Annotated in this window: 17 protein-coding genes; 11 read left to right on the forward strand and 6 right to left on the reverse strand. The window is 73.1% G+C overall.

Going from position 1 to position 20,259, the window contains the following annotated elements; genetic code table 11:
* Positions 1–64: 64 nt before the first annotated feature.
* Complete coding sequence (locus OG906_RS30045; protein WP_329448176.1) at positions 65–2,494, reverse strand: penicillin acylase family protein; 2,430 nt, start codon at positions 2,492–2,494, stop codon at positions 65–67.
* Positions 2,495–2,656: 162 nt separating this feature from the next.
* On the opposite strand from OG906_RS30045, the gene OG906_RS30050 reads away from it, so the two are divergent.
* Complete coding sequence (locus OG906_RS30050; protein WP_329447228.1) at positions 2,657–4,252, forward strand: fatty acyl-CoA synthetase; 1,596 nt, start codon at positions 2,657–2,659, stop codon at positions 4,250–4,252.
* A gap of 63 nt (positions 4,253–4,315) precedes the next feature.
* Here the strand turns inward: OG906_RS30050 and OG906_RS30055 are convergent, their stop codons facing one another.
* Both OG906_RS30055 and paaK read right to left on the reverse strand, forming a co-directional pair.
* Positions 4,316–5,137 carry a YhjD/YihY/BrkB family envelope integrity protein gene (locus tag OG906_RS30055; RefSeq protein ID WP_329447229.1) on the reverse strand — a complete coding sequence of 274 codons (822 nt, stop codon included), beginning with the start codon at positions 5,135–5,137 and terminating at the stop codon, positions 4,316–4,318.
* A gap of 128 nt (positions 5,138–5,265) precedes the next feature.
* Complete coding sequence (paaK, locus tag OG906_RS30060; RefSeq protein WP_329447230.1) at positions 5,266–6,567, reverse strand: phenylacetate--CoA ligase PaaK; 1,302 nt, start codon at positions 6,565–6,567, stop codon at positions 5,266–5,268.
* 255 nt (positions 6,568–6,822) lie between these two features.
* Here paaK and OG906_RS30065 point away from each other — a divergent pair, with 255 nt between their 5' ends.
* The 3 genes from OG906_RS30065 to OG906_RS30075 all read left to right on the forward strand — a co-directional run bounded on the left by OG906_RS30065 (position 6,823) and on the right by OG906_RS30075 (position 8,365).
* Complete coding sequence (locus tag OG906_RS30065) at positions 6,823–7,275, forward strand: DUF7144 family membrane protein (RefSeq protein WP_267796403.1); 453 nt, start codon at positions 6,823–6,825, stop codon at positions 7,273–7,275.
* A gap of 166 nt (positions 7,276–7,441) precedes the next feature.
* Complete coding sequence (locus tag OG906_RS30070) at positions 7,442–7,657, forward strand: hypothetical protein (RefSeq protein ID WP_267796404.1); 216 nt, start codon at positions 7,442–7,444, stop codon at positions 7,655–7,657.
* 57 nt (positions 7,658–7,714) lie between these two features.
* On the forward strand, positions 7,715–8,365 hold the full coding sequence (locus OG906_RS30075; RefSeq protein ID WP_329447231.1) for a DUF2278 family protein: 651 nt from the start codon (positions 7,715–7,717) through the stop codon (positions 8,363–8,365).
* A 67-nt stretch (positions 8,366–8,432) separates the two neighbouring features.
* Here OG906_RS30075 and OG906_RS30080 read toward each other — a convergent pair whose 3' ends face one another.
* Entirely contained in the window at positions 8,433–10,073 is a 1,641-nt protein-coding gene (locus OG906_RS30080; protein WP_329447232.1) for an acyl-CoA synthetase, read from the reverse strand.
* A 174-nt stretch (positions 10,074–10,247) separates the two neighbouring features.
* Here OG906_RS30080 and OG906_RS30085 point away from each other — a divergent pair, with 174 nt between their 5' ends.
* The 5 genes from OG906_RS30085 (at position 10,248) to OG906_RS30105 (ending at position 14,677) form a co-directional block, all read left to right on the forward strand.
* The gene (locus OG906_RS30085; RefSeq protein ID WP_267796407.1) at positions 10,248–11,048 is read left to right on the forward strand and encodes a crotonase/enoyl-CoA hydratase family protein; all 801 of its coding nucleotides are present in this window, start codon (positions 10,248–10,250) and stop codon (positions 11,046–11,048) included.
* Between the two features lie 67 nt (positions 11,049–11,115).
* Positions 11,116–12,087, forward strand: a complete 972-nt coding sequence (locus OG906_RS30090) for a Zn-ribbon domain-containing OB-fold protein (protein ID WP_329447233.1) — start codon at positions 11,116–11,118, stop codon at positions 12,085–12,087.
* Entirely contained in the window at positions 12,087–13,154 is a 1,068-nt protein-coding gene (locus OG906_RS30095) for a thiolase domain-containing protein (protein WP_329447234.1), read from the forward strand. The genes OG906_RS30090 and OG906_RS30095 overlap by 1 nt, the downstream gene beginning before the upstream one ends.
* The gene (locus OG906_RS30100) at positions 13,151–14,317 is read left to right on the forward strand and encodes a thiolase domain-containing protein (protein WP_329447235.1); all 1,167 of its coding nucleotides are present in this window, start codon (positions 13,151–13,153) and stop codon (positions 14,315–14,317) included. Before OG906_RS30095 ends, OG906_RS30100 begins: the two co-directional genes overlap by 4 nt.
* A gap of 132 nt (positions 14,318–14,449) precedes the next feature.
* Positions 14,450–14,677, forward strand: a complete 228-nt coding sequence (locus tag OG906_RS30105) for a DUF397 domain-containing protein (RefSeq protein WP_384615777.1) — start codon at positions 14,450–14,452, stop codon at positions 14,675–14,677.
* 39 nt (positions 14,678–14,716) lie between these two features.
* Here the strand turns inward: OG906_RS30105 and OG906_RS30110 are convergent, their stop codons facing one another.
* Positions 14,717–15,907, reverse strand: coding sequence for a low temperature requirement protein A (locus OG906_RS30110; protein ID WP_329447236.1), 1,191 nt, complete (start codon positions 15,905–15,907; stop codon positions 14,717–14,719).
* A gap of 26 nt (positions 15,908–15,933) precedes the next feature.
* On the opposite strand from OG906_RS30110, the gene OG906_RS30115 reads away from it, so the two are divergent.
* Both OG906_RS30115 and OG906_RS30120 read left to right on the forward strand, forming a co-directional pair.
* Positions 15,934–16,338 (forward strand): ACT domain-containing protein, encoded by a 405-nt coding sequence (locus OG906_RS30115; protein ID WP_329447237.1) that lies wholly within the window; start codon positions 15,934–15,936, stop codon positions 16,336–16,338.
* Between the two features lie 147 nt (positions 16,339–16,485).
* The gene (locus OG906_RS30120) at positions 16,486–19,308 is read left to right on the forward strand and encodes an ATP-binding protein (RefSeq protein ID WP_329447238.1); all 2,823 of its coding nucleotides are present in this window, start codon (positions 16,486–16,488) and stop codon (positions 19,306–19,308) included.
* Between the two features lie 137 nt (positions 19,309–19,445).
* Here OG906_RS30120 and OG906_RS30125 read toward each other — a convergent pair whose 3' ends face one another.
* Positions 19,446–20,003: a toxin-antitoxin system, toxin component gene (locus OG906_RS30125; RefSeq protein ID WP_329447239.1), complete on the reverse strand. Its 558-nt coding sequence runs from the start codon at positions 20,001–20,003 to the stop codon at positions 19,446–19,448.
* Between the last annotated feature and the right edge of the window lie 256 nt (positions 20,004–20,259).

Consider the following 20,259-nt stretch of genomic DNA (forward strand, 5'->3'; position numbering starts at 1 on the left):
TCCGCGCGCGCTGCGGCCCCAGGGACGGACACACCGTCCCGGGGGCCGCGCGGATCTCCGGGCGTCAGCGCCGCTCGCGCGGCCACACCACCCTCAGCCCCGGCGAGGTGAGGATGTCCCGCTCGCAGTACCGCGCCTTCACCCACCGCTCCCGCGAGAACAGCGCGGTCTGGTCCGCGTGGTAGGGGGAGTTCGGGTTCGACGACTGGCTGTACGTCAGCAGGGTGCGCGCCACCGGGCAGCCACTGCCGTCCCAACCGACCGCCTGCATGTGGCTGGAGCCGTGCGCGACCTCCGGGTAGCCGCCGGCCGGCGCGTTCCACGGCGCCTCGATCTTGTTCCAGACCCCCAGCGCCTCGGTGCCACCGCCGACCGGCAACTTGCGGCCGTCGCGCACCACGAACTGGTGCTGGCCCAGCGGGGCGTCCAGGGCGATCCCCGCCGTCCTCAACTCCACGACCGTGTCCGCGAGCGCCCTGCCGACACCGGGCGCCGCCCGGTTCAACGTGTGCGGCGTGCGCACCGGATCGGCCACCGAGAACGGCACCGACCACAGCTCCTTGGCCGGGGTGCTCGCCGTGAGCCTGCGCCAGAACCGGTCGAAGAGCAGTGCGCCCCGACTGGAGCTGTTCGCCGTGCGGTCCCAGCCCGCCAGCACCCCGCAGGCCGCCGAGACGTCCACCGCCGCACCGTCGCTTCCGGTCGCCGTGCCCCCGGGCAGGGCCGCACAGGCCTTCGCCGCGTCGGCCGCCGCCAGGTCGCCGGCCGGGACCCGGTTCGCGTACTGCTGCCGCTCCAGATCGGCCACCGTCAGCCGCCCCTTCGCGGCCATCGCCGCCACGTCCTCCAGCGCACCGCGCGTACGCAGCGAGCGCGGACCGGCGGCCGTGCCCCAGATCCGCTCGTACCCGGTCAGCGGCCGGTCCGCGTTGGCGAGCCAGGCGCTGTCGTTGGAGTTCTCGGCGTACGGGGCGTCACGCAGCGTCGGCGCCCGGCCCGGGCCGAACACCCCCGGCTGTACCGCGTCCGGGTCGGAGCCGAGCGCGCACGCGCCGCGCGAGCCGTCCAGCACGGCCAGCCCCGAGGACGGGTACGTGGCCCGGCCGAGCGGGGTGGAACAGCGCGCGGCGAGTTCGTCGGTGATCCGCGGCAGCACCTGGCTCTGCGTGAAGAGGGTGCCGCCCGCCGAGTCCGCGGCGATCGTGTTGACCCAGGGCAGCCCCTGGGTGCGCCTCAGGGCGTCCTGGATCCCGGCGACCGAACGGGCCTGGCCCAGGGCGAGCGTGGTGTCGGAGCCGCGCAGGTTGCGGGAGTTGGGGTCGTTCAGCGCGTACGCCGTCGTCCTCGTCCAGGGCAGCGGCAGTCCCGCCCCGAGGTCCGCGACGACGGGCCCGTACCGGGTCCACCACTGGCTGCGGGTGACGGGCGCCCCGCCCGCGACCGGGACGGTGACCTTCCGCTCGGTCATCCTCTCCGGTTCGCCGTCGACCAGGTAGGACGTGGGGTCGGCCGGGTCGAGGGTCAACTGGTGCAGATTGACCGGGGTTCCGGTGGCGACGGTGTTGCTCCACGCCACCTTGTCGTTGAAGCCGATGTTCACCACGGCGTTGCCGAGCAGCGAGGCACCGGAGACGTTGAGCTCGCCGGGGATGGTCTGCTGCGACTGCCAGAACCGTCGGCCGCCCTGCCAGGGGTAGTGCGGATTGCCCAGGAGCAGACCGCTCCCGGAGGCCGTCGTGGAACCGGCGAAGGCCACCGCGTTGGACCCCATGTCGTACCGGCCGGTGTCGAAGAACCGGCGCGCCGCCTCGGCGGCGGACGCCGGATCGACCTCCGGTCCGGGCTGCGCGCGGGCGCTCGCGCCGGGCGGCCTCGCCCCCGCGATGCCGTCGACGGCGCGCCCCTCGCCGCCGAGGACCGAGACCGCGAAACCGCGCGCGGCCACGTCGGTGGCGGTGACCGGGCGCACCCAGCCCGCGCCCTTGCAGGCCGGGTCGGTGATCTTGTTCTGGGCCAGCCAGGCGTTGTACCCGGCGGCCCATCCCCGCATCAGCTCCCGGACCTCCTTGCCGGGACCCGCCGGGGCAGGGGTGGCCAGCAGTTTCTCCACGGTGCCGGAGTCCCGGACCCCCTTGAAGTACAGGTCGCCGGCCAGGTTCGTGGTCGCCGAGGACAGCGAGCCGTCGGGCGCGGCGTCCGGGCCGAACCAGCGCGAGCGCTCCCCGGACACGGTCAGGAACCCGTCCGCGAGCACGCAGACCTGGTCGGCGGCCTGGGCCCAACCGGTGCCGAAACCGAGGTGCGCGTAGTCCCGGGCCAGGATGTGGGGGATGCCGTTCTCGGTGTAGCGGATGACGGCGGACAGACCGCCGCCGGACGGACCGCGCTCGACGTCGGCCGATGCCGCGGCCGTGGCCTGGGGCAACGCGGCCGCGGCGGCGAGCAGCGCGGCCCCGACGAGGGCGACGCGACGACGTAAGGGACGGGTGCGGATGTGCAACGTACCTCCCAAGTGGCCTGTGCTGGGGCGTGGTTGCCCGTGAAACAGGCGATGCTTGCGTGCCCCCACACTCATGCAGGCCACCCGACGATCTGTCAACGTCCCGTTTGGTATCCGGTTGTTGACCTCGGGTGGGGGAGGGGGAAGGATCGCGCCATGACGCCACAGGGAGCCATGACGCCGGACGGAGCCGTGACGCCGGGGGACGCCTCGACCGCCGCGAATGCCGCGACGACCGGGGGGTCGGAGCGAGCGATCCGAGAGAACACGGTCGACGGGCTGCTCCGCGACAGCGCCCTGCGGGTCCCCGACCGGGTGGCGCTGCGCTACCGCGAGCGGACCTGGACGTACGCGGAACTCGACGCGGCCGTCACCACCGGCGCCGCCGTGCTGCGCGAGCGGTACGGCCTGGCCGCCGGCGACCGGGTCGCGACCTACGCCCACAACTGCGACGCCTACGTCCTCGCCTTCCTCGCCTGCGCACGCGCCGGGCTCACGCACGTCCCCGTCAACCAGAACCTCACCGGCGAGGACCTCGCGTACATCCTGGGGAACTGCGCGAGCGCGCTCGTGCTCGCCGACCCGGAGCTCGCCGGCCGGATCCCCGCCGGACACGCCGTGCGCGCCCTGCGCGACGCCCCGGACTCCTTCCTCGCGGACCTGGCCGAGCCGCTGCCCTTCGTCCCGGACCGGACCGCGGACGCCGTGGTGCAACTGCTCTACACCTCCGGGACCACCGCCCTGCCCAAGGGCGCGATGATGACCCACCGCGCGCTGGCGCACGAGTACGAGAGCGCCGTCGTCGCCCTGGACCTGGTCGAGACGGACCGGCCCGTGCACTCGCTGCCCCTCTACCACTCGGCGCAGACGCACGTGTTCCTGCTGCCCTACCTGGCCGTGGGCGCGGAGAACACCGTCCTCGACGCGCCGGTCGCGCAGGAGATCCTCGGCCTGGTGGAGGCGGGCCGGGCGGACAGTCTCTTCGCCCCGCCGACGGTGTGGATCGGGCTGGCCAACCACCCCGGGTTCGACCGGCGGGACCTGGGCGCGCTGCGCAAGGCCTACTACGGGGCCTCGATCATGCCGGTGCCCGTCCTGGAACGGCTGCGGGCGCGACTGCCCGGGCTCGCGTTCTACAACTGCTTCGGGCAGAGCGAGATCGGCCCGCTGGCCACGGTGCTGGGACCGGACGAACACGAGGGCCGGATGGACTCGTGCGGGCGACCCGTGCGCCACGTCGAGGCGAAGGTCGTCGACGAGGACGGAGCCGACGTCGCGGACGGGGTCGCGGGCGAGGTGGTCTACCGCTCGCCGCAGTTGTGCCTCGGCTACTGGAACGACCCCGAGGCGACCGCGAAGGCCTTCCGGGGCGGCTGGTTCCGCTCCGGGGACCTCGCCGTACGGGACGCGGAGGGCTACTTCACCGTCGTCGACCGGGTGAAGGACGTCATCAACTCGGGCGGGGTGCTGGTCGCCTCCCGCCAGGTGGAGGACGTCCTGTACACCCACCCCGGGGTGGCGGAGGCGGCCGTCGTCGGCCTGTCCGACGAGCGGTGGATCGAGGCGGTCACGGCGGTGGTGGTGCCGCGCGGGGAGGTCACGGAGGCGGAGCTGATGGCGTACGCCCGCGAGAGGCTCGCGCACTTCAAGGCCCCCAAGCGGGTGCTCTTCGTGGACGCGCTGCCCCGCAACGCCAGCGGCAAGATCCTCAAGCGGGAACTCCGGGACCGCTTCGGCGGCCAGGACCACTGACGGCCGGCGCGCGGCGGGCCGGGGCGACGGACGGGGCAGAGGGGGCCGCGGCGCGGACGCCGTCTACTCCGGCGGAAGGCCCGAGCGGTGGAGCCGGCGCAGGGTGAGGCGTTCGTGGAGCAGGCGGCCGACGAGGGCGCCGCCGTACACCACGAAGCCGACCCCGACCAGCCAGGACTGGACGACGAGCAGGGTGCCGAAGGGGCCGTAGGTCACCGCGTTCGAGGCGATCAACGGGGAGAACACCAGCTGCGAGAAGACCCGGAGACCGAGCAGGCCGATGCTGGTGGCCACCGCTCCCGGGAGCAGGGCGCGCCAGCGGACGCGTCCTCCCAGCAGGAGCCGCTGGGAGGACCAGAAGAACAGCACGGTGCCCGCCAGGTCGGTGATCGTGCCGACCAGGCTGCCGAGCAGGTCGTGGGGCGGGGAGGGGATCCCGACGAGCATCGCGAGGTAGCAGACCAGCAGGGCGAGCCACACCACGTGCCGCCACATGGTGTGCCAGCGGGCCGTGGGCAGGTCCCACACCTTCTCGTACCCGGTCTGCACGGCCGAACCGAAGGTCAGGCCGAACACGGCGAGCGCGGCGAGCCCGAAGGCCGTCGTCCGCTCCAGTGCCAGATCGGCGGATCCGAACAGCACCTCGACCCGGGCCCGCGAGGAAGCCGTCACGCCCAGCGCCTGGCCCAGCCAGCGGCCGAAGCCGTAACCACTGCCGGGGGCGGCGGCCGCGACGACCACCAGCAGCGGCACCAGCGTGAGGAACCCGAGGGCAGCGAAGCCCATCGCCCGGTGCATCAGCTCCATCTGACGACCCCGGCTCCAGGCCAGCCCGGCGAGGGAGGCCTGGAGGCGGTCGTGCAGCGGCCGGGGCTTCGGGGTCACGCACACTGGCCTACCCGGGAGGAGCGGGGGCCCTCCCGGGTAGGCCCGCAAGTGGGCCCGAAGGGGTGGTTTCCGGCCTCCACGCGGCTGACGGGGCCGCGCGGCCGCGCGCCGAGCCGTCCCGGTGCCTACGGTCTGGCGCGCAGGTCCCGTACCCGCTTGATCTTGCCCACCGAGCGCTCCAGGGTCTCCGGGTCCACCACCTCGACACGGACGGACACCCCGACGCCCTCCTTGACGGCGCGGACCACCTCGGCGGCCGCCGCCTCGCGGCGGTCGCGATCGGTGTCCCGCCGGGCCTCCACCCGCACGGTCAGGGTGTCCAGGCGGCCCTCGTTGGTCAGCAGCAACTGGAAGTGCGGGGCCAGGCCCGGGACGCGCAGCAGGATCTCCTCCACCGCGGTGGGGTAGAGGTTCACCCCTCGCAGGATGATCATGTCGTCGCTGCGGCCGGTGATCTTCTCCATCCGGCGGAAGGCGGGCCGGGCCGTTCCGGGCAACAGCCGTGTCAGGTCCCGGGTCCGGTACCGGATGATCGGCATGGCCTCCTTGGTGAGCGAGGTGAACACCAACTCGCCCGGCTCCCCGTCCGGCAGCACCGCCCCGGTCAACGGGTCGACCACCTCCGGGAAGAAGTGGTCCTCCCAGATGTGCAGGCCGTCCTTGGTCGACGCGAACTCCTGGGCCACGCCCGGTCCCATCACCTCGGACAGGCCGTAGATGTCCACGGCGTCCATGTCCAGCCGCTCCTCGATCTCCCGCCGCATCCCCTCCGTCCACGGCTCCGCACCGAAGATCCCCGTACGGAGCGAGGTGGAGCGCGGGTCGATGCCCTGGCGTTCCATCTCGTCCAGCAGCGTGAGCATGTAGGACGGGGTCACCATGATGACCTCCGGCCGGAAGTCCTGGATCAGGCGGACCTGGCGGTCGGTCATGCCCCCCGAGGCGGGCACGACCGTACAGCCGAGCCGTTCCGCGCCGTAGTGCGCGCCGAGGCCGCCGGTGAAGAGCCCGTAGCCGTAGGCGACGTGCACGATCTGGCCGGGGCGGCCGCCCGCCGCGCGGATGGACCGGGCCACGACGTCGGCCCAGGTGGAAAGGTCCCCCTCGGTGTAGCCGACGACCGTGGGCCGTCCGGTGGTCCCGCTGGAGGCGTGGATGCGCCGCACCTCGGAGCGGGGCACGGCGAACATCCCGAAGGGGTACTGGTCGCGCAGATCGGACTTGGTGGTGAACGGGAAGTGGGCGAGGTCGGCCAGGGACCGGCAGTCGTCCGGATGCAGGCCGGCCTTGTCGAACGCCTGCCGGTAGTGGGGCACGTGGTCGTAGGCGCGGTGCAGGGTCGCGCGCAGTCGCCTCAGCTGGAGAGCGGCCAGCTCGTCGCCGCTCAACCGCTCGCCCTCGTCATGGATGTCCGCGTGCGCCGTCATGCCGTCACCTCATCGCTGCCAACCGACCGATCATTCGGTAGAGTGCCAGGCCCCCGGCGGTTAAATCAATGACTCGAACGAGTGATCGCCTCATTTCCCGCGGCGTGTGCCCGCACCCGTCGAGGGCCCCCGCCGCCCACCCGGCGCACCGACGCGCCGGCCGGAGTGCCGACGGGGAGCCGCCGTGCCACGCTGAAACAGGGGTTCTCGCCGGTCCTGGCACACCGGGCCGACGCCGCGACCTAGGAGATCGAGATGTCTGGTGACCCCGTCGGACACCGGGCGGGCCACGTGCACACGAGCCCCACGCACGCGCCCGCCTCCGGTACCACCGTCCTGGCAGCAGCCCTGATGATCATCGGCGGGGCGATGGCGATCCTCGAAGGGATCGCCACCGTCGTCAACGACGACCTGTTCGTCGTCACCCGCCACTACGTCTACGAGTTCAGCCGGACCGGCTGGGGCTGGGTCCACATCATCCTGGGCGTGGCCCTCGTCATCGCCGGATGCGCCGTGATCGGCGGCGCCCTGTGGGCACGCTACTTCGGCGTCGCCATCGCCAGTCTCGGGGTGGTGGCCAACTTCCTGTGGCTGCCGTACTACCCCTTGTGGGCCCTCGTGCTGATCGCCGTCAACCTCCTCGTCATCTGGGCGCTGTGCACCGGCATGCACCGCGAGGCGGACGCGGGCCGGGCCGCGACCGTGTGAGCGGGCCGCGCGGCGCCGCCCGGGAACGGGCTTTCCGCACTCCACGCGGCCACCCGGCCCGGGGCGTGAGCGCGGGCGGCGCGCCGGCCGGCGGCGTACGGTCGAATGAGGAGCCCCGGCCGAGGAGGCACGCCCCCGGCCGGGAGGCACGAAGGGAGGCGACGGCATGGCCGTCATCGACCCCGCGGTTTCGGTACGACTCGGCGCCCCCGGCGCCCGCCGCCTGGTCGGGCTGCTCGCCGAGGTCGCCCACCTGCTGGAGAACCCGGACCCGCTCCGGCTCACCGACGAACAGGCCGCCGCGCTCGGCCAGGGCACGGCCCGCGCCGAGCTGGCGGTCTGGGCCCGCGAACTCGCCGCCGAACTGCGCGCCCAGCTGTAGCCGCCCGAACGGCGTCCGGGGCCGACCGCGCGGCGGACCGGGTGGTTCACTGGCGGCATGCCGCTCGAAGACTACGGAGTGTTGTCCGGGACCCTCCATCGCCATTTCCGCGACGAACCCGACACCCAGGGGCGCTGGTTCCACGTCAACCTGGAGGTCGACACCCCCGAGGGTCGCCACCGGTGCGCGATCGACGTGGACAGCAAGGATTCCGACACCGGCGTGCGATGGAAGGTGATCACCCTCGCCGCCTCGGTGGTCGATCCCGCGTCCGGACTGCCGCCCGGCTTCCACGAACTCGCCCGCACCTCGGGCTCGGGCGCCGTCGACTACCTGCGCCACCCCGCGCTGCGCCCCCGGACCGGGTTCGGGATCGCCTGGCTCCGGGCGCTCCTGGACCGGCTGAGCCCGCCGCGCCCGTGGGTCGTCGGCTCCCATCTGGAGGCCTCGCGGGCGCTGGAGCCGATCCTCGTGCCGGGCAGGTCGATCCTCGTCTTCGGGGAACCCTTCTCCCACGGCGGCCTCGGCGTGCACAACGTCCACCAGAACCAGGGCGACCCCTACGGCACCCAGTGGTGGGCCGACAACGGGACCTGGCAGGACGGTGCGACGATGACCCGCCGCGAGGACGGGCAGTACGACGTGTTCCTGTCGAAGTTCTCCACCCAGGCCGACCGCACCGACGACGACGGCCACCCGGTGCCCTGACCGTGGACCGCGACCCGCCGGCCGGGTGATCACCCCCGCCGGCGGGGATCCGCCCGGCCCGACGCCATCAGGGGGTCGCCTCCGCCGCGTTCGCCTCCGTGGCCACCGTCTTCGCCCAGCGGTAGTCCGCCTTGCCGCTGGGCGAGCGCTGGATCGCCGGGGCGATGACCAGCTGGCGCGGGATCTTGTACCCCGCCAGCCTGGTGCGGCAGTGGGTCTGTATCTCGTCCAGCGTCGGCTCGCCCGCCCCCTCGCGGATCTGCACCACCGCGGCCACGTGACTGCCCCACCTCGGGTCCGCCACACCGGCGACCAGCGCGTCGTACACGTCCGGGTGTGACTTCAGCGCCTGCTCGACCTCCTCCGGATACACCTTCTCCCCGCCGGTGTTGATGCACTGCGAGCCGCGGCCGAGCACGGTGACGATGCCCCGCTCGTCCACGGTGGCCATGTCCCCGAGCAGCACCCACCGCTCCTCGCCCTTGCGGAAGAAGGTTTCCGCGGTCTTGGCGGGGTCGTTGTAGTACCCGAGCGGAACGTGCCCCCGCTGCGCCAGCCGTCCCGGCTCGCCCACCGGTACCGGCTCGTGCGTCACCGGATCCACCACCTGCGTACGGTCGTTGACCTCCAGTCGGAAGCCGTTCTCCGGACCGGAGTCGTTCGTGGCCTTCCCGTTCGACCCGGACTCGGACGAGCCGAAGTTGTTCAGCAGCATCACGTGCGGCACGAGCCGCTGGAACTCGGCCCGCACGGTCTCCGACATGATCGCGCCCGACGAGGAGACGCTGAAGAGGGACGACAGGTCGGTGCCCCGCAGCGGCCCGTTCAGGGCGTCGATGAGCGGCCGCAGCATCGCGTCACCCACCAGGGACACACTGGAGACCTTCTCCTTCTCGATCGTCCGCAGCACCTCCTCGGGCGCGTACTTGCGGTGGATCACCACCCGCTGACCGTAGTTGAAGGCGATGAACGAGGTCAGCGTGGACGTGCCGTGCATCAGCGGGGGAGCGGGGAAGAAGGTGAGCCCGGCGCCGCGCGCGGCCACCCGTTCGGCGAGTTCCTCCGGCCGCTTCACCGGCTCGCCGGAAGGCTCCCCGCCGAACAGCCCGGCGAAGAAGAGGTCCTCGGCCCGCCACATGACGCCCTTGGGCATCCCGGTCGTGCCGCCGGTGTAGATGATGAACAGGTCGTCGGGGGAGCGCGGCGGGAAACCGCGTTCGGGGGAGCCGGCCGCCGCGGCGTCCGCGAACGGGACGGGTGCGAGCGAGGGTTCGGGCGCCGCCTCGGGCGCCGTGCCGACCCGGATCAGGTGCCGGAGCCTCGTCGTCTGCGGCAGCGCGGCCGCCACCCGTTCGGTGAACTCGCCCTCGAAGACGAGCGCGGCGAGGTCGGCGTCGTTGTAGAGGTAGACCAGTTCCTCCTCCACGTACCGGTAGTTGACGTTCACCGGGACCAGTCGGGCCTTGAGGCAGGCCAGTACGGTCTGGAGGTACTCGACCCCGTTGTAGAGGTGCAGCCCCAGGTGCTCGCCGGCCCTCAGCCCGCTGTCGAGCAGGTGGTGCGCGATGCGGTTGGCCGCCGCGTCCAGTTCCGCGTACGTCAGGCGGTGCTCGGCGCCGGTCCCGGGGTGGTCCACGTACACCAGGGCCTCGCGGTCCGGGACGACGTCCACGACCGACTCGAACAGGTCGGCAAGGTTGTACTCCACCGTTCCTCCTGACCCGAAAAATCCCATGGGTGGGCTGCTCGGCGGTCATTAGAGCGCCGCTCCTGCCAACAGGGAAGGGCGCAGGACAAGAAAACTGACTGTGTGTCAGAAAACTATTGAACTGCACTCGCCCCTCCTGCAACCTGTTCTAGGTCTTGAGACGGGAGGACGGCAATGGGTGGGACCGAACACCTGACCGTGGAACGCCGCGGAGCCACGCTGGTGCTCACCATGAACAGACCGGAAGCGAAGAACGCGCTCTCGCTGCCGCTGTTGGTGGGCCTGTACGACGGCTGGCTGGAGGCGGACGCCGACGACGCGATCCGCTCCGTGGTCCTGACGGGCGCGGGCGGCGACTTCTGCGCGGGCATGGACCTGAAGGCGCTGGCCGGGAAGGGCATGGCGGGCGACCAGTACCGGGACCGCCTCAAGGCCGACCCCGACCTGCACTGGAAGGCCATGCTCCGCCACCACCGACCGCGCAAACCGGTGATCGCGGCGGTCGAGGGGTACTGCGTGGCCGGCGGCACCGAGATCCTCCAGGGCACCGACATCCGGGTCGCCGGCGCGGGAGCCACCTTCGGGCTGTTCGAGGTCAAACGGGGCCTCTTCCCGATCGGCGGCTCGACGGTGCGGCTGCCCCGGCAGATCCCGCGCACGCACGCGCTGGAGATGCTGCTCACCGGACGGCCGTACCCGGCCGAGGAAGCCGCGCGGATCGGGCTCATCGGGCGGGTGGTGCCGGACGGCACGGCGCTGGACGCGGCCCTGGAGATCGCCGAGCGGATCAACGCCTGCGGGCCGCTGGCCGTCGAGGCCGTCAAGGCCTCCGTGTACGAGAGCGCCGAACTCACCGAGACGGAAGGGCTGGCCGCTGAACTCACCCGCGGTTGGCCCATCTTCGACACGGCCGACGCGAAGGAAGGGGCCCGGGCCTTCGCGGAGAAACGACCTCCGGTCTACCGGCGCGGCTGACCCCTCACGCGCCGGACGCCGACACGTCCACCGTCCCCCACCGCCCGGAGAAAACGGAGACCCCTCCATGACAGCAGCCGCGTCCCCACCCGAGGTGCTGCGCGCACCCCTCGTCGTCGAGTTCCCCTTCACCCGCTCCCTCGGCCCCGTCCAGAGCGCCTTCCTCACCGGTCTGCGCGAACGCGTGGTCCTCGGCGTCACGACGTCCGACGGCAGGGTGATGGTCCCGCCCGTCGAATACGACCCCGTCACCGCCGACGAGATCCGCGACCTGGTCGAGGTGGCCGCGACCGGGACCGTCACCACCTGGGCCTGGAACGGCGATCCGCGCCCGGCACAGCCCCTCGCCACCCCCTTCGCCTGGGTCCTCGTCCGCCTCGACGGCGCCGACACCGCGATCCTGCACGCCCTCGACGCACCCGACCCCGAGTCGGTGGCCACCGGCATGCGGGTCCGGATCCGCTGGGCGACCGACCGCGTCGGGGCCATCACCGACATCGCCTGCTTCGAACCCGCCGACGCCCCGGCCGACCCCGCCTTCCCGCAGGCCGCCCCGCACGACGGGATCTTCGCGGACGCGGTCACCGGCATCGTCGCCGAGGCCCGCCTGGACTACACGTACAGCCCCGGCCGCGCCCAGACCGCCTACATCAACGCCCTCTCCGAGCGGCGGACCGTCGGCGAGCGCTGCCCCTCCTGCCACAAGGTGTACGTGCCCCCGCGCGGCGCCTGCCCGACCTGCGGAGTGGCCACCACCGACCGGGTCGAGGTCGGCCCCGCCGGCACGGTCACCACGTACTGCATCGTCAACATCAAGGCGCGCAACCTCGACATCGACGTCCCCTACGTCTACGCCCACATCGCGCTCGACGGCGCGGACCTCGCCCTCCACGGGCGGATCGGCGGCATCCCCTACGACCAGGTCCGCATGGGCCTGCGCGTCGAACCCGTGTGGACCGAGGGCGGGCGCCACCCCGACCACTACCGACCCACCGGCGAACCGGACGCGGACTACGACGTGTACAAGGAGCTCATCTGATGGCCAGGACGAGCAGGCACGCGCGCGACGTGGCCGTCGTCGCCTTCGCGCAGAGCGACCACCGGCGCAACACCGACGAGCTCAGCGAAGTCGAGATGGTCATGCCGGTCCTGCACCGGGTGCTGGCCCGGACCGGACTGAAGGCCGGCGAGATCGGCTTCACCTGCTCCGGTTCCAGCGACTACCTGGCCGGCAGGGCCTTCTCCTTCACCATGACCCTCGACGGGGTCGGCGCCTGGCCGCCGATCTCCGAGTCGCACGTGGAGATGGACGGCGCCTGGGCGCTCTACGAGGCCTGGGTCAAGATCCAGACGGGCGAGGCCGACACCGCGCTCGTCTACGCGTACGGGAAGTCCTCGCCGGGATCGGTGCGCGACGTCATGACCCGACAGCTCGACCCGTACTACCTCGCCCCGCTCTGGCCCGACTCGGTGGCCCTGGCCGCCCTCCAGGCCCGGGCGCTGATCGACGCGGGCGAGACCGACGAGCGCGCCCTGGCCGCCATCGGAGCCCGCAGCCGGGCCTCCGCCGAGACCAACCCGCACGCCCAACTCAAGGGCGCCGTACCCCAGGGCGCGTACCAGGTGGCCCCGCTGCGCACCGGGGACTGCCCGCCCGTCGGCGACGGCGCGGCCGCCGTCATCCTCGCCGCGGGGGACGTGGCCCGGGGGCTGTGCGAGCGGCCCGCCTGGATCACGGGCATCGACCACCGCATCGAGGCACACGGCCTCGGGCTGCGCGACCTCACCGACTCCGTGTCCACCCGGATCGCCGCCGAGCAGGCCGGGGTCTTCGAGGGGCCCGTGGACACGGCCGAACTGCACGCGCCGTTCTCCTCCCAGGAGGTGGTCCTCCGCAAGGCGCTCGGGCTCGGCGACGAGGTGAGCGTCAACCCGTCCGGCGGGGCGCTCGCCGCCCACCCGGTCATGGCCGCCGGACTGATCCGCATCGGCGAGGCCGCCGCCCGCATCCACCGCGGCGAGTCCGACCGGGCCGTCGCCCACGCCACCTCCGGTCCCTGCCTCCAGCAGAACCTGGTCGCCGTCCTGGAAGGGGACCGCACATGAGCAAGGAGCCCGTGGCCGTCGTCGGCATCGGCCAGACCAAGCACGTCGCCGCCCGCCACGACGTGTCCATCGCCGGACTGGTCCGGGAGGCGGCCGTACGCGCCCTGGAGGACGCCGAGTTGACCTGGACGGACATCGACGCCGTCGTCATCGGCAAGGCCCCCGACTTCTTCGAGGGCGTGATGATGCCGGAGCTGTACCTGGCGGACGCCCTCGGCGCGGTCGGCAAACCCATGCTCCGCGTCCACACGGCCGGTTCGGTGGGCGGATCCACCGCCCTGGTCGCCATGAACCTGGTGGCGGCCCGCGTCCACCGGACCGTCCTGACCCTGGCGTTCGAGAAGCAGTCCGAGTCCAACGCCATGTGGGGACTCTCCCTTCCGGTGCCCTTCCAGCAGCCGCTGCTGGCGGGAGCCGGCGGGTTCTTCGCCCCGCACGTGCGCGCGTACATGCGGCGCACCGGAGCCCCCGACACGGTGGGCTCGCTCGTCGCCTACAAGGACCGGCGCAACGCCCTGAAGAACCCGTACGCACACCTGCACGAGAGGGACATCACCCTGGAGAAGGTCCAGGCCTCGCCCATGCTGTGGGACCCCATCCGCTACTCCGAGACCTGCCCCTCCTCGGACGGGGCCTGCGCGATGATCCTCACCGACCGCGAGGGGGCCGCGCGGTCGCCGAGGCCGCCGGCCTGGGTGCACGGCGGCGCCATGCGCAGCGAGCCGACGCTGTTCGCCGGCAAGGACTTCGTGTCCCCGCAGGCGGGCAAGGACTGCGCCGCCGACGTCTACCGGCAGGCGGGCATCTCCGATCCGCGCCGGGAGATCGACGCGGTGGAGATGTACGTGCCGTTCTCCTGGTACGAGCCGATGTGGTTGGAGAACCTGGGCTTCGCCGCCGAGGGCGAGGGCTGGAAGCTCACCGAGGCCGGGGTCACGGAACTCGACGGCGACCTGCCCGTCAACCCGTCGGGCGGCGTCCTGTCCACCAACCCGATCGGCGCCTCCGGCATGATCCGCTTCGCGGAGGCGGCGCTCCAGGTCCGCGGCCAGGCCGGCGAACACCAGGTCGCGGACGCCCGGCGGGCCATGGGGCACGCCTACGGCGGCGGGGCGCAGTTCTTCGCGATGTGGCTGGTCGGGGCCGAAGAGCCCACCGACTGAACGCAATCCGATGTCCGGGCGGGATGCCGGGCCGGCCGGCGGTGACCCGGCGCGGCCTGTGCGGCACCCGCCGGCGTGGTTAATGTTGCCCTCGGACGACGTACCGGGAGGAGCACGCACGTGGCCGAGAGCATGACTTCGCAGCCCCTCGCAGGCTGGGACAAGCCGGACCTCGATCTCAGCGGGGCGGATTGGCGGTCGAGCAGCCGGGGAGCGGGTGACGTTCAGATCGCCTTCGTGGAGGGGTTCATCGCGATGCGCAACAGCGGTCGGCCCGACAGCCCTTCGCTGATCTTCGCGCCGGACGAGTGGCGCAAGTTCGTCCTGGACGCGCGCGGTGGAGAGTTCGACCTGACGTAGGCACAGCCGTCGGGGGCGGAGCCGCCGCCCCCGACGGCCCTACGGGGAGACCGGGGCCGGGGCCCCGGACGGTCGACGCAGCCGCCACACCAGGGGCCACCACAACGCGAGCACCAGCAGCCACACCAGGTGCCCGGCCCGGGCCTCCCGGGCCGTCAGGCCCACCGCCAGGGCCAGGGCCAACGGCGGACCCGTCAACAGCAGTGCCCACGGCGCGCTCCGCCCCGAGCGGGCCACCGCCGCGCCCGCGATGACGAGGTACACCGCGAGGCTCCCGCACATCAACCACCGCACCCGTTCCGGCACGGCCGTGTCGGTGTACGCGACCGAGTCGCCCAGGGCCGCCGCCAGGGCCGCCACCGACCCCGCCACGAAACAGTGCAGTGGCAGCGCGAGCCGTACGGGCACGGCGCCCGGGGCCAGCAGCGGCACCCCGTCCGAGCCGTGCCGCAGCGACAGCGACCACAGCAGGATCAGCAGCAGGAACGCGCCGGTCCCCACCGCGTACAGCGCGGAGTCCCACTCCACCTCCGAGGCCTCGGACACCGTCTGGGCGATCCCCTCGCCCAACACGATCAGCACGAACAGGCCCAGCCGTTCACCGAGATGGGGGGCGTCCGTGTACGCGGCCCGCAGCTTGCGGGGCGGCCGGTGTCCCGTCCACACCGCCGCGTCCTCGTCCGCCGCCCGGCCGGCCGGGGACTTCGTGGACACCGCGAACATCACCACCAGGTCGATGGCCAACCCGAGCGCCCACAGCGCGTACCGGGCCGTTCCGTCGAACCACATCGACACCACCCACGGCGTCAGCCCCAACCCCAGGCGGGTGATCGGCAGGTCCGCCACGTACTCCCGGCGGCGCTCCCAGGCCTTACCGGCCAGCGACCGCACGAGGATGTAGGCGAGTGCGAACGCGGCGGCCTGTTCCCCCTCCCGCACCCCGTGCACCGCGGCCGCCATCACGGCCAGCCCGAACATGCCGGCCAGCACCCTCCACACCCGGACCTGGTCGCGGGTGACGTTGCCGTAGACCGTGAACAGCATCCAGCCCGTCCAGAACGCCAGGAACATCACCGCGTACAGCCCCAGATCGGCCCACGCGGGACCGCCGTGCAGCAGATGGGCCAGCTGGGCGACGCCGGCCACCGCCGTCAGGTCGAAGAACAGCTCCAGCCAGGAGGCGTGACGCTCGCTCTGCTCGTTCTCCGCCGGGGGCGCCGAATCGGTCATATGGGGATGATAGGTAGGGTGGGTCGATGAGGGGAGAGAGCGACCTGCGGAAACTGCTGAGCGGCATGCGACCGGAGCTCAACGAGGGGACCTACGTCTTCTGCACGGTCCCGGGCCCGACCGCACCCGACGGGGTCACCCCCGTCGCGACCGTCCTGGAACCCGAGGGACTCACCCTCGTCCTGCGCCGCGAGGACGCCGACGCGGCCGGACTCGCCTACGACTACACCGCCGGATGGATCACCCTGCGCGTGCACTCCGCCCTCGACGCGGTCGGCCTCACCGGAGCCTTCGCCGCCGAACTCGCCGCACACGGCCTCAGCTGCAACGTCATCGCCGGATACCACCACGACCACCTGTTCGTGGCCGCCGAGCGCGCCGCCGAGGCGGTCGCCCTGCTGGAAGGCCTGGCGGTCCGTTCGGCACACTGAACGGGCGCCTCCCGGAGGGTCGGAAAAGTTTCCGATCTTTCCCGACCATCGACCTGTCACCACGTGCGCCCGGGCGTACTCTGATGCCCCGAACAGGCCTGGGGGGTACCAGCCATGACGGACCGCCGGACCCGCACACGGCGCACCATGTTCGAACGCGAAGCGGAACTCGCCACCGTGGACGAGGCCCTGGAGCAACTCACCGCACCGGGCACGGACGGACGCGGGGCGAGCGGCGCCCTGCTCGCCTTCTCCGGCCCGGCCGGCCTCGGCAAGACCACCCTGCTCACCGAGGTGCGCCGCCGCGCCCACACCCGCTCCTGCACCCTGCTCGCCGCCCGCGGCGGCGAGCAGGAACAGAGCCAGCCCTTCCACGTCGCCCGCCAGCTCATACAGCCCCGGCTGGCCGGCCACACCGAGTCCGAACTGCGCGAAACCCTCGGCAGCTGGTACGCCATCGTCGGTCCGGCCCTCGGCCTCTGCGCCCCCGAACAGGGCGCCCCGCCCGACCCCCAGGGCCTGCGCGACGGCCTCGACTGGGTCCTCACCCACCTCACCGTCCAGCGTGCCCCCGTCGTCCTCGTCCTCGACGACGCCCACTGGGCCGACCCCGAGTCCCTCGGCTGGCTCGCCGCCTTCGCCCCCCGCGCCGAACACCTTCCCCTGCTGCTCGTCGTCGCCTACCGCCCCGACGAACTCCCCGCCCACGCCGAAGCCTTCCGCACGCTGCCCGGCCGGGCCGGACAGCGCCCGCTGTCCCTCGCCCCGCTCAGCGCCGCGGCCGTCTCCACCCTGATCCGCGAGGCCGTCGGCGACCACGCGGACGACGTCTTCTGCCACGAGGCCTGGGCCGTCACCACCGGCAACCCCTTCGAGGCCGTCGAGCTCACCGCCCGGGTCCGGGACAAGGGCCTCGCCCCCGTCGAGGCCAGCGCCCCGCTGCTGGCCGACCTCGCCGCCGCGCAACGCGGCAGCGGACTCGTCGCCCGCCTGCAAAACCTGGGCCCCTCCACCGTCCGGTTCGCCTGGGCCTGCGCCGTCCTCGGCACCGCGATCCCCCGGGACATCGCCGCCCGGGTCGCCGGCCTCGGCACGGAGGAGGCCGTCGACGCCACCGGACGACTGCGGGACGCCCGCATCCTGTCGGGCGCGGCCGACCCCGTCGGCGGCGAAGAACCCTTCACCGGACTGGAGTTCGTCCACCCGCTGATCGCCACCGGCATCTACCGGGCCATCCCCGACGCTCTGCGGGTCGCCCTGCACGGCAAGGCCGCCGCGGCCGTCGTGGACGCCGGCCTCGGTCCCTCCGCCGCCGCCCGCCACCTCCTGGAGACCCACCCGGAAGGCGATCCCTGGGTGGTGCGCACCCTGCGCGAGGCCGCCGGCGAGAACCTCCGCGCGGGCGCCCCCGAAGCCGCGCGCCGCCAACTCGCCCGCGCCCTGCGCGAACCCCCGGACTTCGACGAGCGCGCCGCCGTCCTCTACGAACTCGGCTGCGCCTCCCTGCTCACCGAGCCCGCCAACACCGTCAACCACCTGCGCGCGGCCCTCGCCGAGCCCTTCGACGACCCCGCCCTGCGCCAGGGCATCGTCATCCGGCTCGCCCAGGTGCTCTCGCACAGCGACCGGCTCGCCGAGGCCTCGGACTCCCTCGCCCGGGAGATCCCGCACACGCACGAACTCCGGGCCCGACTGCGCCTGCAGTCCGAGCAGTTCATGTGGGACGCCTTCAACGCCGCCGAACCCGACTCGCCGGCCCGCTCGCGCCGCCTGACCAGGCTCGCCGACCGACTCACGGGCCGCGACCTCACCGAGCGCTACGTCATCGGCCTGCGCGCCTGGGACGCCTGCCTGCGCGGAGAACCCGTGGACGTGGTCCTGCACCACGCCCGCCGGGCCCTGACCACCCACTTCAGCTGGGCCCACGAGGACCGGGGCTTCGAGGTTCCCGTGCTCACCGCCATGGTCCACATGTACGCCGACCGGCCGTGGCGCGCCGAGGAACTGTTCGAGGCCGGCACCGCCGAGTTCGAGCGCCAGGGCTGGCGCGGCGCCCACCTGTCCTTCGCGTACAGCCTGCGCGCGTACATCCGGTACCGGCGCGGGCGGCTGGTGGAGGCGGAGGAACTGGCCCGCGCCGGGCTGCGGCTCGCCGAGCGCGTCGGGCGGCGCACGCCCGTGCACTGGTACGCCATCGCCATCCTCGTCACGACACTGCTCGCCCGCGGGCGGGCCGACGAGGCCTGGAAGCTGGCACGGGAACACGAGTACGCCGAGCCCTTCCCGGCGGCCGTCGTGTTCCCGGACTCCCAGACCGTGCACGCCGAACTCCTGCTCGCCCGCGGCGACACCGCGGCGGCCGTCGCCGAACTGGAGTCCGTCGACCGGCGGTTGACCCCACGCGGCATCCAGAACCCGTCCTGGTGCCCCTGGCAGCTCCTCCTCGCCAGGGCGGTCGCCGCCGAGGATCCGACCAGGGCGCGCACGCTCGCCTCCGACGCGGTCCGACGTGCCCGCGCCTTCGGCGCCCCGTCCGGCATCGGCCAGGCCCTGCGGGTGGCGGCCGAGGTAGCGGAGCCCGCCGACCGCACCGGGCCGCTCACCGAGGCGGTGTCCCTCCTGTCCGCCTCCCCGGCCGGATACGAGCTGGCCTGCGCGCTGGCCGCCCTGGGCACCCACACCGGGGACGTGGAGACGCTCGCGCGAGCGGTGCTCACGGCCCGGGAGTGCGGGGCCGACGGCCTGGAGCGGACCGCGACGCGGACCCTGCTCGAACGGGGCGGCCCCGTGCCGCGGGACACGGCCTGGCAGGCCGCGCCGACCGAGGAGGAGCTGAAGGCGGCCCGGGCCGTGGTCGCCGGGCACCCGGTCCCGTCGTCCCGGGAGTTGTCCGCCGCGTACCGCAAGCTCGGCACGGACCGTCCCGGGCTGCCGGAGGCGCTGGAGGCGTACGACCGCGCCATCCGCTGAGCGGACACCCGTGCAGGGCGCCGGCTCCGGCAGCCCCGCGCGTGGCCATCCCACGACCTGCCACAGCCGGCTCCACGGCACCGAGACCGTGATCACGCAGGCGGCGGTGCGGTACGGGCCGTCGAAGGCGTCGGACGTCAGCGGAACCCGATCGGTCCGCGGCCGCCGAGGGCGTTGCCGATGCGTCCGGCGACATCGTCCCGCCGGGCGGCGTCGGCGGCGGTGCCCGGGGAGGCCAGCCAACCCCGGCAGCGGTCCCCGAGCAGCAGTCCGAACCTCTCGGCCTCCATCTCGTCCGCGTCCTCGTAGTGGGAACGCGCCGCGACGGTGGCGTACGTCAGGTCGGGGTTGCCCGGCAGCGACCTGGCGGCCGCGGCGGGACCGAGGCCGTGCACGCTGCCGTGCCCGGCCCGCATGTGCCACAGCTCGTGCCCCAGGATGACGAGCTGGTGGTCCGGCGTCGTGTGCTTCTCCACCACGACGATGTCGTAGTCCTCCATGTTCAGCCACAACCCCGACGTGGTGAGCTCCGGCGGGAACCGTTCGAAGCGCAGCAGGATGGGCCGCCCGCCGCGCAGCGCGCTCATGTTGTCGCACAGCGCTCGGAAGAGGGCGCGCGGTTCGGCGGTCGACTCCACGTCGAGTGAGGTGGTCAGCGCTTTGCACAGCTTGCGCATGGACCGGGCCACGCTCATACTCCGCCCTCCCCTGTGGACACCCCGAACACCGCCGACGACGACGCGGTGGAGGCTGCGAGGAGCAGTGTCCCCCTCCTCGGGGCGAGGGCGTCACCCCGAGGAAGGATGGATACCGGTCCGTGACACCGCCCGGGGGCCCGGCGACCGGTGCCCGCACACGGCTGAGCGGGCGTCACGGTGGGAGACGGGTCTGAGTCGGCCATCTGCCTGCCCTTCCTCGGACCAGCGGCCGATCGTCGATGTGCGCTTCGCG

This window comes from Streptomyces sp. NBC_01426 (genome assembly GCF_036231985.1).
Lineage (GTDB): Bacteria > Actinomycetota > Actinomycetes > Streptomycetales > Streptomycetaceae > Streptomyces.